General features: G+C 68.1%; 15 protein-coding genes. 9 read left to right on the forward strand and 6 right to left on the reverse strand.

Going from position 1 to position 15,420, the window contains the following annotated elements:
• Positions 1-3 precede the first annotated feature (3 nt).
• Positions 4-1,170 (reverse strand): hypothetical protein, encoded by a 1,167-nt coding sequence (locus tag GO592_RS06700; protein WP_007300605.1) that lies wholly within the window; start codon positions 1,168-1,170, stop codon positions 4-6.
• Between the two features lie 93 nt (positions 1,171-1,263).
• Between GO592_RS06700 and GO592_RS06705 the strand changes: the two genes are divergently transcribed.
• The 8 genes from GO592_RS06705 (at position 1,264) to GO592_RS06740 (ending at position 8,964) form a co-directional block, all read left to right on the forward strand.
• Complete coding sequence (locus GO592_RS06705) at positions 1,264-2,187, forward strand: helix-turn-helix domain-containing protein (protein WP_007300606.1); 924 nt, start codon at positions 1,264-1,266, stop codon at positions 2,185-2,187.
• Between the two features lie 120 nt (positions 2,188-2,307).
• Positions 2,308-3,225 (forward strand): sulfate adenylyltransferase subunit CysD, encoded by a 918-nt coding sequence (gene cysD / locus GO592_RS06710; RefSeq protein ID WP_007300607.1) that lies wholly within the window; start codon positions 2,308-2,310, stop codon positions 3,223-3,225.
• Positions 3,225-5,075, forward strand: coding sequence for an adenylyl-sulfate kinase (cysC, locus tag GO592_RS06715; RefSeq protein WP_007300608.1), 1,851 nt, complete (start codon positions 3,225-3,227; stop codon positions 5,073-5,075). The genes cysD and cysC overlap by 1 nt, the downstream gene beginning before the upstream one ends.
• Positions 5,065-6,195: a 3'(2'),5'-bisphosphate nucleotidase CysQ gene (locus GO592_RS06720; protein WP_005264576.1), complete on the forward strand. Its 1,131-nt coding sequence runs from the start codon at positions 5,065-5,067 to the stop codon at positions 6,193-6,195. The genes cysC and GO592_RS06720 overlap by 11 nt, the downstream gene beginning before the upstream one ends.
• The gene (locus GO592_RS06725; RefSeq protein ID WP_005252906.1) at positions 6,192-6,593 is read left to right on the forward strand and encodes a nuclear transport factor 2 family protein; all 402 of its coding nucleotides are present in this window, start codon (positions 6,192-6,194) and stop codon (positions 6,591-6,593) included. Before GO592_RS06720 ends, GO592_RS06725 begins: the two co-directional genes overlap by 4 nt.
• A gap of 7 nt (positions 6,594-6,600) precedes the next feature.
• On the forward strand, positions 6,601-7,251 hold the full coding sequence (locus GO592_RS06730; RefSeq protein WP_007300609.1) for a formylglycine-generating enzyme family protein: 651 nt from the start codon (positions 6,601-6,603) through the stop codon (positions 7,249-7,251).
• Positions 7,252-7,331: 80 nt separating this feature from the next.
• Positions 7,332-8,324 (forward strand): phosphotriesterase family protein, encoded by a 993-nt coding sequence (locus GO592_RS06735; protein WP_005264574.1) that lies wholly within the window; start codon positions 7,332-7,334, stop codon positions 8,322-8,324.
• Position 8,325: 1 nt separating this feature from the next.
• Positions 8,326-8,964: a TetR/AcrR family transcriptional regulator gene (locus GO592_RS06740; protein ID WP_005252917.1), complete on the forward strand. Its 639-nt coding sequence runs from the start codon at positions 8,326-8,328 to the stop codon at positions 8,962-8,964.
• Positions 8,965-8,970: 6 nt separating this feature from the next.
• On the opposite strand, the gene GO592_RS06745 is transcribed toward GO592_RS06740, so the two are convergent.
• On the reverse strand, positions 8,971-9,597 hold the full coding sequence (locus GO592_RS06745) for a TetR/AcrR family transcriptional regulator (protein ID WP_005568268.1): 627 nt from the start codon (positions 9,595-9,597) through the stop codon (positions 8,971-8,973).
• A gap of 192 nt (positions 9,598-9,789) precedes the next feature.
• On the opposite strand from GO592_RS06745, the gene GO592_RS06750 reads away from it, so the two are divergent.
• Positions 9,790-11,166, forward strand: a complete 1,377-nt coding sequence (locus tag GO592_RS06750) for an MFS transporter (protein WP_007300610.1) — start codon at positions 9,790-9,792, stop codon at positions 11,164-11,166.
• A 52-nt stretch (positions 11,167-11,218) separates the two neighbouring features.
• Here the strand turns inward: GO592_RS06750 and GO592_RS06755 are convergent, their stop codons facing one another.
• From GO592_RS06755 to GO592_RS06770, 4 genes are all read right to left on the reverse strand, one after another.
• Complete coding sequence (locus GO592_RS06755) at positions 11,219-12,202, reverse strand: quinone oxidoreductase family protein (protein ID WP_007300611.1); 984 nt, start codon at positions 12,200-12,202, stop codon at positions 11,219-11,221.
• Positions 12,203-12,288: 86 nt separating this feature from the next.
• Positions 12,289-13,302, reverse strand: a complete 1,014-nt coding sequence (locus GO592_RS06760; protein WP_039952833.1) for an NADP-dependent oxidoreductase — start codon at positions 13,300-13,302, stop codon at positions 12,289-12,291.
• Between the two features lie 5 nt (positions 13,303-13,307).
• Positions 13,308-14,828: an AMP-binding protein gene (locus tag GO592_RS06765; protein ID WP_007300613.1), complete on the reverse strand. Its 1,521-nt coding sequence runs from the start codon at positions 14,826-14,828 to the stop codon at positions 13,308-13,310.
• A gap of 53 nt (positions 14,829-14,881) precedes the next feature.
• Positions 14,882-15,361 (reverse strand): MaoC family dehydratase, encoded by a 480-nt coding sequence (locus GO592_RS06770; RefSeq protein ID WP_005252926.1) that lies wholly within the window; start codon positions 15,359-15,361, stop codon positions 14,882-14,884.
• Positions 15,362-15,420 lie beyond the last annotated feature (59 nt).

The following is a 15,420-nucleotide window of genomic DNA, read 5'->3' on the forward strand; positions in this document are numbered from 1 at the left end:
CGCTCACCCCAGCATCCGGTCGGCGACCGCGGCCTGGCGTGCGGCGATGCGTTCGGCGAAGTCCTCGGGCGAGATCTTGTTGGAGTCGTGGAACGGCAGCGTCCGATGGATCTCGTCGAACTTCACGACCTCGATGCGGGGACCGTCGTCCGGGGTCAGTTCGCGGGAGACGCGCTGCCAGCGGAACTGCAGGTAGCCGCGGAGGTGCCCGGTGGTGGCGATCCAGTTGGCGACGCCCGGATTGCGCTCGCTGACGACGAGCCGGATGTGGTCGTCGGGATCCACCTGCGACTGGGCGACGTTCAGCGAGGTCTGGTGGTTGACGTAGTCGAGGGAGATGTACCACATGCTGCCCAACTGAAAACCCTGGTAGGGCACGTCGGCTTTCGGGATGGTGATGACGATGGCCTCGTCCTCGGCGAGTTCGTAATGCCCGACGGACGAGTACTGCGTGGCGAGGCCGCCCGGCGTCAGCCGCGGTTCGGTCATCGTGTTCACCGGCAGGTTCAGATAGAACCACTCCGGGAACTGCAGCCACGTCTTCACCCGGGACACCAGGGCTGTGCCCGCGCGGGCGTACCGCTTCTCGACGGCTTCCCGCGTGAGCGGACTCGGAGCCGTACCCGTCGTATCCGCCCTGGCGATGCGGATGGTGCCGCGCTGCTGACTCCAGTCGCTGTACACCTCCCGGACCACCAGCTGCGACGAACCCGGCGCGAGGGTGAAGTAGTTGCGCCTGCCGGCGCTCTCGTCCGGGCCGAACCGCACCTCGAACGAGCCGTCGGGGGCGATGTCGATCTCCCGGTCGTCGAACGCGGTGACGCTGCCGGGAACGTGTGCGGCCGTGTAGTTTCCGCTCAGCACCTGGAAGCTCAGGTCCGCCGTGGTGCCGCGCCGCCCGGTCACCACGTATTCGACGTCGTCGTTGATCCGCGCGCCGAAGTACAGGGTGTCGGGGTTGTCGAGGCCCATCTTCATGTACGGGCCGGTGCCCGAGATGAACGTCGGGTGCGACCGTTCGGTGGCCCAGGCGGCGTGCGTCGTGGCGAGAATGCCGCCGGCGAGGTACTGGTAGCCCTCCAGCAGATCCTGTTCGGTGCGGATGTGGGGGGCGCTCTCGATCAGTTTCTCGGCTTCGGCCATGGCGTCGGCGAATGGGTCGGTCAGCACACCGTGCTCCTCACGAGGGGGGTGGTACAAATATGCACCTGCGTGGTAGAACATTGATGAACCGACAATAGAACGTGTTCTAAGGAGTGGTCAATGGGACACGAGGACGAGACGCCCGACAGGGCGCAGGGCCGACGGTCGCCGCCCACCGAGCGTGTGGTGCAGGTGCTCGACTTCCTGGTGGCGCGCAAGGAGCACCGCTTCGGTTTGTCGGAGCTGGCCCGGCAACTCGACATCAGCAAGCCCACCTGCCTGGGAATCCTCACCGAACTGTGCCGCGGCGGCTATCTCGTCCGAGATCCCGCCACGAAGACGTACGGCCTCGGGCCCGCCCTCATCGCGGCCGGCCGCGCGGCGCAGCAAGGATTCGCGGCCGGGCCGGTGGCGCGCACGCATCTCGCCGTGCTCAGTGAGGAGTTCCGGACCACGTGCACGGCGTCGGCGGTGGTCGGCGACCGCATCGCCGTCCTGGAGCTGACGAGTCCGCCCGGTGTGCGGGCGGCCGCCAAGGTGGGGGAGATGTACCCGTTCGCGCCGCCCGTCGGCCTGATGTACGTGCTGTGGGACGGCGACGACGCGCTGCAGTCGTGGTTGCGCCGGGAGCCGACTCTGCCGGTGCGCCTCGACCGCGACCGGTTGCGCACCGTGGTGGACGAGTGCTCCCGCACCGGGTATCTCGTGGAGACGCTCACTCCGGTCGGCCAGCGCCTGCACACGCTCATGGCCGGGGTCGCCGCGCACGACCTGCCGCCGGAGTTGCGCGACGTGCTCGGTGAGATGGTGTCCAGCCTCGGGGAGCGGGTGTACCTGGACGCCGAGCATGCGGACCCCGCCGCGCCGCATCCCGTCAGCCTCATCGCCGCGCCGACGTACGACGCCGAGGGGCATCAGGCCATGGTCCTGACGCTCTATGTGGGCACCGAACTCGCGCCGTCCGACATCGCGCGGCGGGGCAAGGCTCTCGCCGCGGCCGCGGACGCGATCACGGCGGAGGTGGGCGGCCGCCGGCCGCGGTGACGAACGGGCATTGACCGCAATCTGAAACACGTTCTATTCTCGGAGGTGCAATCATTTTCGACCGGGCTGGTCCAAATATGGACCAGTGACCGGTAAGGCACTCGCGACGAGGAGTCGCCCATGACCGCACCGCCCGTGTACGAGTTGTCCCACCTCGGCGCGCTCGAAGCCGAAGCCGTGCACATCTTCCGAGAAGTGGCCGCCACGTTCGAGCGTCCGGTTCTGCTGTTCTCCGGCGGCAAGGACTCGGTGGTGATGCTCCACGTGGCCGCCAAGGCGTTCTGGCCCGCACCTCTCCCGTTCGCCGTCATGCACGTCGACACCGGCCACAACTTCGACGAGGTCATCGAGTTCCGCGACCGGACCGTCGACCGCCTCGACCTGCGGATGGTGGTGTCCAGCGTGCAGGACGACATCGACGCAGGCCGCGTCAGCGAGGAGACGGGTCCGCGGGCCAGCCGCAACCGGCTCCAGACCGCGGCGCTGCTGCGCGGGATCCGGGACAACGGTTTCGACGCCATCTTCGGCGGCGCCCGCCGCGACGAGGAGAAGGCCCGCGCGAAGGAGCGGGTGTTCAGCTTCCGCGACGAGTTCGGGCAGTGGGATCCGCGGGCGCAACGCCCGGAGCTGTGGAGCCTCTACAACGGCAGGCACCGCAAGGGGGAGCACATCCGGGTGTTCCCGCTGTCGAACTGGACCGAACTCGACATCTGGCAGTACATCAGCGAGGAGGAGATCGAACTGCCGCCCCTGTACTACGCGCACCGCAGGAAGGTTGTGCCCCGCGACGGAATGCTGTTGGCGCACACCCGGTTCCTGACCCTGCTCCCCGGAGACGAGCCGTACGAGGCCCTCGTCCGATTCCGGACCGTCGGCGACGCCACGTGCACGGGCTGCGTCGAGTCGTCGGCAACCACCGCCGAGGCCGTGGTCACCGAGGTCGCCGCGAGCAGGCTGACCGAGCGCGGGGCCACCCGGGCCGACGACCGGATCTCCGAGGCCGGTATGGAAGACCGCAAGAAGGAAGGCTACTTCTGATGCCGCAGCTACTCCGGGTCGCGACCGCGGGCAGCGTCGACGACGGCAAGTCCACCCTCATCGGCCGGCTGCTGTACGACTCGAAGGCGATCTTCGAGGATCAGCTCGAGGCAGTCGAACGCACCAGCCGCGAACGGGGCGACGAGCACGCCGACCTGGCATTGCTCACCGACGGTCTGCGCGCCGAACGCGAGCAGGGCATCACCATCGACGTCGCGCACCGCTACTTCGCCACACCGCACCGCAAGTTCATCATCGCGGACACGCCGGGACACGAGCAGTACACCCGGAACATGGTGACCGGCGCGTCGACCGCCGACCTGGCCCTGATCCTCGTCGACGCCCGCAAGGGGATCCTCGAGCAGACGCGCCGCCACGCGTTCATCGCCAGCCTCCTCGGAATTCCGCACCTCGTGCTGTGCGTCAACAAGATGGATCTCGTCGGGTGGTCCGAGGACCGGTTCGAGGAGATCAAGGAGGAGTTCCGGCAGTTCGCGATCAAACTCGAGGTCCACGACCTCACATTCATCCCGGTGTCGGCACTGCGCGGCGACAACATCGCGCAACGCACCGTCAACATGCCCTGGTACGAGGGAGGGTCGCTGCTGCACTACCTCGAGCAGGTGCACGTGGCCTCCGACCGCAACCTCATCGACGCGCGGTTCCCGGTGCAGTACGTGGTCCGGCCGCAGCGCCGGACCGATTCCGCGCTGCACGATTTCCGCGGGTACGCAGGCACGGTCGCCAGCGGCGTGTTCAAGCCGGGCGACGAGGTGGTGGCACTGCCGTCCGGATTCACCTCCACCGTCAGCGCCATCTGGGGTCCCGGCGGAACCCGCCTCGACGAGGCGTTCGCACCGTCGGCGGTGTGCGTCCAGCTCGCCGACCAACTGGACGTGAGCCGCGGAGATATGCTGTGCCGCCCCAACAACCGTCCGCTCGTCGGGCAGGAACTCGACGCGATGGTCTGCTGGTTCAGCGAACAGTCCTCGCTGACACCGGATGCGCGGTACACGCTGCTGCACACCACCCGCGCCACCAGGGCGTCCGTCGCGCGGCTCGACTACCGCCTCGACGTGAACACCCTGCACCGCGACGAGTCCGCACAGTCGCTCTCGCTCAACGAGATCGGCCGTATCCAGTTGAGGACGTCGCAGCCGCTGATGTTCGACCCGTACCGCCGCAACCACGTGACGGGCAGTTTCATCCTCGTCGACGAGTCGACTCACAACACCGTCGCCGCCGGCATGATCACCGGGCCGACGCTGTCGCGATCCAAGGTGGTGTGGCACGCCGCGGCCGTCTCGCGGGACGAGCGGGCGACACGGGGTCGCACGGTGTGGCTGACCGGACTGTCGGCGTCGGGAAAGTCGACGGTCGCGGTGGAACTCGAGCGACGCCTGGTCGCGGCCGGGGTGCCCGCCTACCGGCTGGACGGCGACAACCTGCGTCACGGTCTCAACGCCGACCTCGGTTTCAGTGCGGAGGACCGCGCCGAGAACGTGCGCCGCGTCGGCGCCGTGGCGCAACTGCTCGCCGACTCCGGGGTGGTCGCGATCGCGTCGCTGATCAGCCCGTACCGCGCCGACCGGGACCGCGTCCGGGAGCAGCACCGGGCTGCCGGGCTCGACTTCGTCGAGGTGTTCGTCGACACGCCGGTGGAACAGTGCGAGGCGCGGGACCCCAAGGGCATGTACGCGAAAGCCCGCGCGGGGGAGATCACCGGATTCACCGGGGTCGACGACCCGTACGAGGCCCCGGAGAACGCCGAACTCGTCCTCCGGCCCGGGGAGGGCACGCCGACCGAACAAGCCGAGAGAATTATGGAATTGTTGAGACGTGATCACTGACGCACGACTCGCGGCCGACATCGCCTCCGGTGCCGGTGCCCTGCTGCTGGACATCCGCACCGCGGGACTCGGATCGGCGGACGGACGGGAGCTGGGCAGGCGAGGCGACGTCGCCGCCGACGCGTTCATTCTCGGCAAGCTCTCCGCGGAGCGACCCGGCGACGCGATCCTGTCCGAGGAGTCGGCCGACGACCGGTCGCGGCTGGAGAGTTCGCGGGTGTGGATCATCGACCCGCTCGACGGTTCCAAGGAGTACGGACTGCCCGGGCACTCGGACTGGGCCGTGCACGTCGCGCTGTGGGAACGCGGTCGGGGCATCACGGCGGCAGCGGTCGCGCAACCGGCGCTGGGCGCCGTGTATGCCAGTGACGACGACAGCCATGCGGTGCATACCGAACAACTCCCGGCACGACCACGGATCGTCGTGTCCGCCAGCAGGCCGCCTGCCTTCGTCGACGCCGTCGCGACGGAGATCGGCGCCGAGGTCACCACCATGGGTTCGGCCGGAGCGAAGGCGATGGCGGTGCTCCGCGGAGACGTGGACGCCTACATCCACTCGGGCGGTCAGTGGGAATGGGACTCGGCCGCACCCGTCGGCGTCGCCGAGGCCGCGGGCCTGCACTGCTCACGGATCGACGGAACCCCGTTGGACTACAACGAATCCCACCCGTACCTGCCCGACCTCCTGATCTGCCGGCCGGAGCTGGCTCGGCCGCTGCTCGCCGCGATCGCGACACACGCCACCGACACGGCCGACAGCGGCCGGGTCGCGATGGCCAGGGCCTACATCGATGCACTGGTCAGCCACGACGCCACCAAGGTGCGTCTCGCGGACAACGCCTGGCGGGTCGAGAACGGGCAGCACACGGGCGAATCGGGGGCGTTCATCCGGGACGAACTCGAGAACGGCCTGCAGTATCAGGCCATCCAGGCCGTGCGCGAACTCTCCTTCCACGAGTGGGGCGACAACGTGGTGGCCCGGTTCGTGCTCGACCTCGGGGCCACGCCCACCGAGGTGACGTCCGTCCGGATCACGGAACATTTCGACATCCCGGCCGGGGCGATCCAGTCCGTCATGGCCATCATCGAACCGTCCGCGATCGAAAGGGAGAACCGATGACCCCGGATCAACTGGTCACCCAATTCTGTGCCGAGTGGATCGAGCCCGATCCGGCGAAGATCGCGGAGTATTTCGCGGAAGACGCCGTCTACCACAACATTCCGATGGAACCCGTCATCGGGCGTGACGCGATCCGCGAGTTCGTCGCCGGCTTCATCGCGGCCTTCGGCGGCATCGACTTCCGTGTGCACCGGCAGGTCACCGACGGCGGGCAGAGCCCCAACGCCGAGGAATCGAGCGGCGTGGTGATGAACGAGCGGATCGACGTGTTCACGCTGAACGGCAACGTCGTCGAACTGCCCGTCGTCGGTGTCTTCGAGATCACCGACGGCAAGATCACCACCTGGCGCGACTACTTCGACATGGCACCGATCCAGGCTGCTGCCGGCGGTGGATAGCGGCCCGATGATCGCCGTCCCGGCCGGGCCGGTCACGCTGTCGGATCGCCGAACCACCCGCAGCTGGAGCGTCGAGCTGGGCGCCTTCGAGATCGCCGTCCATCCGGTGACGCAGGGGGAGTACGCCGACATCACCGGCGATTGGCCGGGCACGACGCGGGGAACGCGGCTGCCGGTCGACGGAGTGTCGTGGCGGGACGCGATCCTGTTCTGCAACACCCTGTCCGAGCGCGCCGGGCTCGCCGCTGCCTATCGCGTGACCGGCGACGACGTCGTGTGGGACACCATGGCCGACGGGTACCGGCTTCCGGCCGAGGCCGAATGGGAACGCGCCTGCCGGGCGGGCACCACGGGTCCGCGGTACGGCCCGCTCGACGCGATCGCGTGGTACCGCGGCAACTCCGACGGCCGGTCGCGGGACGTGGGCGGGAAGCAGCCGAACGCATGGGGCCTGCACGACACCCTGGGCAATGTGTGGGAGTGGTGCTGGGATCTGTACGACCCCGAGGTGTACGGCACGTACCGGGTCCTGCGCGGCGGTGGGTGGTTCGACGAGCACTGGAGTTGCCGTGCCTCCGTGCGGAGGCGCAGTCACCCGACCTACCGCATCGACGACGTCGGATTCCGTCTCGCCCGCGGTGCATTCACTCCTGACTAAATGTTGACGTCAGGTTCAAGTTGGCTCTAGGCTGAGCTCGGGAGTATGACGACGGTCACACCCGGAGAGGGCGAGTCTGCATGAGCCAGGTCAACACGGTCCGCGGGCCGATCGACAGCGCCGAACTCGGACGCACCTACATGCACGAGCACGTGTTCGTGCTGACGCCCGACGTGCAACAGAACTACCCGGACGAATGGGGGAGCGAAGACGAGCGGGTCGCCGACGCGGTCACCAAGCTGCGCGCGCTGGCGGAGCAGGGGGTCCGGACCATCGTCGACCCCACCGTCGTCGGGCTCGGCCGGTACATTCCGCGCATCCAGCGGGTCGCGGAACAGCTTCCCGAGCTGAACATCGTTGCCGCAACAGGGCTGTACACCTACGACGACGTGCCGTTCTTCTTCCACTACCGCGGTCCGGCGCTGGACGCGATCGTGGGGGCCGAGGTTCCCGACCCGATGGTGGACATGTTCGTGAAGGACATCGAAGAGGGAATCGCCGACACCGGGGTCCGCGCGGGACTGCTCAAGTGCGCGATCGACCATCAGGGGCCCACGCCCGGTGTCGAGCGAGTGATGCGGGCCGTCGCGAAGGCGCATCGGCGCACCGGCGTGCCCATCACCGTGCACACTCACCCCGGCAGCGAGGCCGGATTGCACGTCACACGCGTGATGTGCGACGAGGAGGGGGTGCGGCCGGACCGGATCGTCCTCGGCCACAGCGGAGACAGCACCGACATCGAGCATCTGACCAGCCTCGCCGAGGCCGGCTTCGTCCTCGGAATGGACCGGTTCGGGATCAACCTCGAGACGACGTTCGAAGCCCGCGCCGACACGCTCGTCGAGATGTGCCGCCGGGGATTCGCGGGGCAGATGGTGCTGTCGCAGGACGCCTCCTGCTACATCGACTGGATCGACCCCAACCTGATGGCCGCACTCCCGCAGTGGCACTACCTGCACATCGAGAACGACGTGCTGCCCTACGTCCGCGAGCGGGGTGTGACCGAGAAGATGATCACCGAGATGCTGGTCGAGGTGCCTCGGCGATACTTCGAGAACGTCGACCCCTACTGACATGTCGCGCCCGCGAATTGCACCCACACCACCGGTCACGGCCCGGGGCGTCCGCACCCGCGATCGTCTCGTCGCCGCGGCCCGGGTGGTGTTCGAGCGCGAGGGGTACCTCGACGCCCGTCTCGTCGACATCAGCAAGGAGGCCGGACTCTCGACCGGATCGTTCTACACCTACTTCACCAACAAGGAGGAGGCGTTCGCGGCGGTCGTCGAGGTGACGCAGAACGACCTGCTGCATCCGGGCATGGGACGGGTCGCGGACGAAGGCGACGTGCACGCGGTCGTGGAGGCGAGCATCCGCGCCTACCTGCACGCGTGCCGCCGGAACGCGCGACTGCTGGCCCTGCTCGAGCAGGTCGCGCACGTCGACCCCGCATTCCGCGAACTGGAACGCTCGCGGGACGAAACGTTCTACCGGCGCAACGCGCGTGCGATCGCCGACCTGCAGGACCGCGGTCTCGCCGACGCCTCGCTCGACCCGATGCTGACGTCGAAGGCGTTGTCCGCCATGGTCGGAAGGATGGCCTACAGCTATTTCGTCGGACCGCCGAGCGAGCGGCGATCGCTCACGTTCGAGCAGTTGACCGCCGGACTCGCGCGGATGTGGACGAACGCGCTGCGCGTCCCCGACCGCGTGTGAGGACCGTCAGTAGCCGGGTGCGTGGAGGATGCGCAGAACGAGGTCGGCGTTGATGTCGCCCAGTTCCTCCGGCGTGAATTCGCCGTCGGGGCTGTACCACCGGCAGATGTCCACCGCGAGCGACATGATCGCCAGAACCGCGACGCGGGGGTCGGGGATCAGGAACACCCCCTGATCGATCCCGTTCTGCACCTCTCGAATTGCCGCGAGCCGGATCTGGAGCCGGGTCTCGGCGACCACCTCGCGGTGTTCGGGGTCGAGATGCCTGCTCTCGTACTGGGCGATGCGCGCGCGGCGGAAGTTCCGGGCGTGCATGATGCTGAATTCGCGGACCAGTGCCCGGACGCGGTCGATGGGGTCGGTGAACGGCGCCACGGCCTTCAGCACCAGCGCGAGCGCGCGCTCGTTCGACCGGCGGACGAGCTGGAACAGCAGATCTTCCTTGGACGGGAAGTGCACGTACATCGCGGAGGGGCTCATCCCGGCCATGGTGGAGATGTCCCTCGTGCGGGTGGCTTCGAAACCCTTGTCGGAGAACAGTGTCGTCGCCGCCCGGAGCAGGCGTTCCTCGGATGTCGGCGGACCAGGGCTCGGCTCCTCGGTCGCGGACACGTCGTCTCGCAGTTCGGTCATCGGTGGTCCTCTCCGCCGCATCGAGCTTCGTCCGCATCGGCGGGATCCGGCAAGATCAATCCCCTCGAGTGATTGACATCACACAGCTATTCAAACACACTAAGCAAGCGCTCACTGACTTGAAGTTGGCGTCATGTTCTGAAAAATCTGTTTCCCACATCCATACGAAGACCTATCCCGAGGAGTGATCGGATGACTACATCCGCGGTGCAGCCGAGTAAGGACGCAGCCGGCGACACAGCCGTCTCGCGCAAGCGTGCGCATCGGAAACTGCTTGCGGCGGGACTCGTCGGCAGTTCGATCGAGTGGTACGACTTCTTCCTGTACGGAACCGCTGCGGCACTGGTCTTTCCCCACGTCTTCTTCCCCGACTCGTCGGCGTTGATGGGCACCCTGCTCTCGTTCAGCACGTTCTGGGCGGGCTTCGTCGCACGCCCACTCGGCGGCCTCGTCGCCGGCCACTTCGGCGACAAGTACGGCCGCAAGCCGGCCGTCGTCACCTGCCTGCTGTTCATGGGACTGGCGACATTCCTCATCGGCTGCCTTCCGGGCGCCGCGACCATCGGCGTCGCGGCCCCGATCCTGCTGGTGGTCCTGCGGTTCGTCCAGGGCCTGGCGTGCGGTGGTCAATGGGGTGGGATCGTCCTGCTGCTGACCGAATCGGCGAGCCCCAAGCGCAGGGGATTCTCCGGGACCTTCGGCCAGATGGGCGTCTCCTTCGGCGTCCTGCTCGGCAACCTGGTGTTCCTCGGCGCCACCGCGGCGATCTCGAACGAGGCGTTCCTCAGCTGGGGCTGGCGGATCCCGTTCTTCGCGAGCGCACTGCTGTTCCCGGTCGTGCTCTACATCCAGACCAAGGTCGAGGACACCCCCGAATTCCGGGACCTGCAGGAGGAGGCGCAGAAGAAGAACGAGACCGTCGTCCGCGCACCGCTGACGGAGGCGATCAAGGAACACTGGCGCAAGATCCTGCTCGGCTGCGGCCTGCTCGCGGCCACCAACTCCCTGTTCTACATCTCCATCGCCGGTGTGCTCAGCTACGGCACCGCGGAACTGGGGCTCGAGCGCAACGACCTGCTCGCGATCTCGCTGCTCAGCGCCGGACTCACGGTCGGTGTCGTGCTGTGGTCCGGGCACATGTCCGACAAGATCGGGCGTCGGCCGATGATCCTGATCGGCGCGGCGATGATCATCGTGTGGGCGTTCCCGTACTTCTGGCTGATCAACACCCGGAACCTGCTGCTGTTCTTCATCGCCGTCACGGTCGGCAGCGTCTTCCAGTCCATGACATACGGGCCGATCGCCGCGTACATGGGTGAACTGTTCGCTCCCAACGTCCGGTACTCGGCGGCCTCCCTCGCGTACCAGCTGGCGGCGATCACGGTCAGCGGCGGCACTCCGTTCATCATGACCGCGCTGATCGCCAAGACCGGAACCACCACGTTCGTCGCCGTCTTCGTCGCACTGATGGGGCTGGTCACGTTCCTCTGCGCGTGGAAGCTCCGCGAGACCAACACCGCCGAGGTGCGGAACGATCCCACCGCCGTACCCGGCGCCCAGTTCTACTGACCGGCACTACAAGGCGACGTGGGGTGGCTGGGACCCAGCCACCCCACAGCCGTCAGTTCGGCACCGTCAGCACGATCCGGCCTTCGCAGTCCCCGGCTTCGAGCAGGCGGTGCGCCTCGGCGGCCTGCGCCAGCGGCAGCGTGGTGTGCGGCATGCTCACCGTGCCCGCGGCCACCCACTCGATCGCGCGGCGCGCGGCGGCCTCCGCGGCGGTCGGATCCTGCATCAGCAGTCCGCCGACGTTGAAACCCAGGACGGCGCGGTTGGCGAGCCACAACTCGTTGGCACCGACTCGCACGTCGTCCTCTCCGCTCGCATTGCCCACGGCGAGAAGCCGGCCCAGCGGCGCGAGCACCTCGAGGCTCTCGGCACGCAACCGGCCGCCGACCGGGTCCACGACGATGTCCACCGAATCGATGCCCGCGTCCGACAGGGCGCTGCGAAATCCGTTGCTCGACACCACCAGGTCGTATCCGTACCGCTCGGCCTCCGCGGCACGTCGGGCAGACCGAACCGTGCCCAGCACCTGCGCGGCGCCGAGCCGCCGGGCCACCTGTGCGGTGATGCCCGACAGGGCTCCCGCGGCGCCGTGGATCAGCACCTGGCTTCCCGGACCGACATTGCCCACGAGTTCCAGCGACAGCAGCGCCGTAGTGGTGTTCGGGACCAGCGCCACCGCCTCGGGCGGATCGAGGCGAGGGTCCACGGAATCGAGCGGGATCGTGATGGCCGCATCGGCCACCGATACCTCCGCATAGCCGCCCGCGGTCGGGCGAGAGAGCGTCACGACAGGCTGGCCGGCCCGCAGATGATGCACGCCGGCACCGACTTCCCGCACTGTTCCCGCCACCTCGAGGCCGGGCACGATCGGTGGTGTCCCGCCGAACTCACCACGACGCATGAGGACGTCCGCCAACCCGACCGCGGCGTGCGAGACGTCGATACTCACCTGGCCGGGCCCCGGCTCCGGAACGGCGAGCTCGGCCGTCTCGAGGACGTCTACTTCGCCGAAACGTGAAATGGTGATCGCGCGCATGGCCTACCTAGTCATCTCGTCGTCGCACGGGTACGGCCGCCACCGTAGTACGGTGACGGCCGCGACGAGCCCTTCCGAGCGTGCTGTCAGTGGTTGCCGATCTCCAGCACGAGCTTGCCGGTGTTGGCGCCGTCGAACAGCAGATTGAGTGTGCGGCCGAAGGCCTCGACGCCCCCGGTCGCGACCTGTTCGCGGGTCACGATCTCGCCGGCGCGGATCCACTCCGACATCGCGTCCATGCCCTCGGGGAACCGGTCGAGGTAGTCGAACACGATGAACCCCGTCATCGACGCCCGGTTGACCAGTAGCGACAGGTACCGGGACGGGCCGGGCTGCGGGTCGGTGGCGTTGTATCCGGAGATCGCGCCGCACAGCGCGACCCGGGCGTTCTTGCGGAGCCGGGCCAGTGCGGCGTCGAGGATCTCGCCGCCGACGTTGTCGAAGTAGATGTCGATTCCGTCCGGTGCGGCGGCGCGCAGGGCCTTGCCGACCGATTCGGACTTGTAGTCGATCGCCGCGTCGAAACCCAGCTCCTCCGTCAGCCACGCGCACTTCTCCGGGCCGCCGGCGATGCCGATCACCGTGGCGCCCTTCAACTTCGCGATCTGCCCGGCGATACTCCCGACCGCTCCGGCCGCCCCCGAGATGAGCACGGTGTCGCCCTTCTCCAGCTTGCCGATGTCGGTGAGGCCGAAGTAGGCGGTCATCCCCGGGAACCCGAGCGCGCCCAGCCACGTCGGCGCCGGGGCGAGCGACTCGTCGACGGCGAGTGCGCCGCGGCCGTCGGAGAGCGCGAACTCCTGCACGCCGAACTGTCCGGAGACGAGCTGTCCCTCCGGGAACTTCGCGTTCTTCGACGCCACCACCCGGCCGACGGCGTGGGTGCGCATCACCTCACCGATCGCCACCGGCGGCACGTACGACTTCACGTCGTCGAGCCACCCGCGCATCGCGGGATCGAGGGACACGTAGTCCACCTTCACGGTGAATTCGCCGTCCGCGGGTTCGGGGATCGGTTCCGAGGTGATCTCCCAGGTGGAGTCGTCGGGACGGCCGACCGGACGCTTCGCCAGTCGGACCTGCCTGTTCACGGATGTCACGGTGTTCACCTTTCGGGTACCTCTGCGGTCAGTGCGTCGTTCTTCAGTGCGGTCCGGTCGATCGACCGCTTGAGGATCTTTCCGGTCGACCCCTTCGGGAGGGAATCGACGATCGCGACGATCCGGGGAATCTTGTATGCAGACAGTCGTTCCCGCGCCCAGCTGGTCAGTTCGCCGCCGTCCAGACCGGAACCGGGGACGGTGGCCACGACCGCGGCCACCTCCTCGCCGTAGTGGTCGTCGGGAACACCCACGACGGCGGCCTCGAGGATGTCGGGATGTGTGTACAACACCTCCTCGACTTCACTCGGGTACACGTTGTAGCCGCCGCGGATGATGAGGTCCTTGACCCGGTCGACGATGCGCAGATCCCCGTCCGCATCGATCTCGCCCAGATCCCCCGTGCGCAGCCAGCCGTCCGAGTCCAGGACGGCCGCGGTGTCGGACGGCCGGTTCCAGTAGCCCTTCATCACGGTCGCCCCCTTCACGAACACCTCGCCGACGGTCCCGGGAGGGCAGGCGGTGTTGTCGTGGTCCCGCACCTGGACCTCCAGCCGGGGAACCGCGCGTCCGGTGAAGCCGATCTTTCCGCCGCGGTCGATGTCGTTGAACGTGCCGAACGCGGTGGTCTCGGTGAGCCCGTATCCCTCGAGGATGGTGCACCTGAAGCGGGACTCGAATTCGCGGGCCACTTCGCCCGGCAGCGACGCGCCCCCGGAGATGGCGATGCGCAGTTGCGTGAAGTCCTGCGAGTCGGCGCCGTCCGCGGCGTGGAGCATCGCGTTCCACATCGTCGGCACCCCGGCCATGATCGTGAGGCGGTCGCGTCGGAGGAGCGCGAGCATCGCGGCCGGGTCGAACCGGGCCAGCAGCGACAGCGACCCGCCGCCCGTGAACGTCGCCATCATGACCGAGGCCTGGCCGAAGACGTGGAACAGCGGAAGCCCGGTGCCCGTCCGGTCGTCGGTCGAACCGCGACTGCATTCGGCGCCGATCTCACCGCCGGACAGCAGGTTCCCGACCGTCAGCTCCGCGCCCTTCGGCCGCCCGGTGGTGCCGGACGTGTAGAGGATGGCGGCGGTGTCGTCGCGGTCCCGCTCGGCGACGGGAACCGGCTCGGCGTCCGATGCCGCGGCGTCGGGTGCGAGCGTCCAGACGGGGATGCCCAACGCGGACGCGGCGTCGCCGATCGCGGGCCCGAGTTCGTGCCACACGACGGCGAGCGCGGCGCCGGCGTCGGTGAGAACGTACTCGGTCTCGGGCCGGGTGGACATCGTGTTCACGGGGACCACGACGCACCCCGCCGACTGAATTCCCAGATACGCCACCACGAACTCGGGCACGGAGGGTGCGGCCAGGAGAATTCTGTCGCCGGGGGACAGACCCGCTTCGGTGAGTGCTCCCGCATACCGGGTGCTCGCGTCGCGCAACTGTCCGTAGGTCAGGGTGCTGTCCGCACCCCGTAGTGCGATGTTGCCGGGAGTGGCGTCCGCGTGGCGGGACACCGGATCGATCACATTTGCCATGTCGTCAACCTCCGACGCGGTACAGGGTTTTCCGGCCTCGACGGCACGGGCGGTTATCCGGCCTCGACGACGCGGGCGACGGACTCGGACACGACCACCGGCTTGTCGGAGCCCTCACGCTCGACGACCTGACTCATCGTCACCTGGATGCCGCCCCCGACCTGTTCCGCGGACTGCACGGTGGCGCGCATCCGGATGCGTGAACCCACCGGCACCGGCGCGGGGAAACGGACCTTGTTGTAGCCGTAGTTCAGGCTGTGGGCGAAACCGTCGAACCGCAGCAGGGTCGCCGACAGTGCCGGTCCGAGAGACAGGCTGTACAGCCCGTGCGCGATGGTGCCGCCGAGTGGGCTGGCGGCGGCGCGCTCGGGATCGATGTGGATCCACTGGTGGTCGCCGGTCGCGTCGGCGAAGGCATTGACTCGTTCCTGGGTGACGTCGTGCCAGTCGGTGGGGCCCAGCTCCTTGCCGATCAACGCCGTGAGCTCGTCGAAGCTCGCGGGGCGAACGGGCAGTGCGGTGGTGTCAGTCATCTGTCTCCCTCAATTCCGGGTGGTGCGGGGCCTGGATGTGTCACGTTGGCTGCATCGAA

The organism is Rhodococcus sp. 21391, from assembly GCF_016772255.1.
In the GTDB taxonomy this organism is placed as follows: domain Bacteria; phylum Actinomycetota; class Actinomycetes; order Mycobacteriales; family Mycobacteriaceae; genus Rhodococcus_F; species Rhodococcus_F opacus.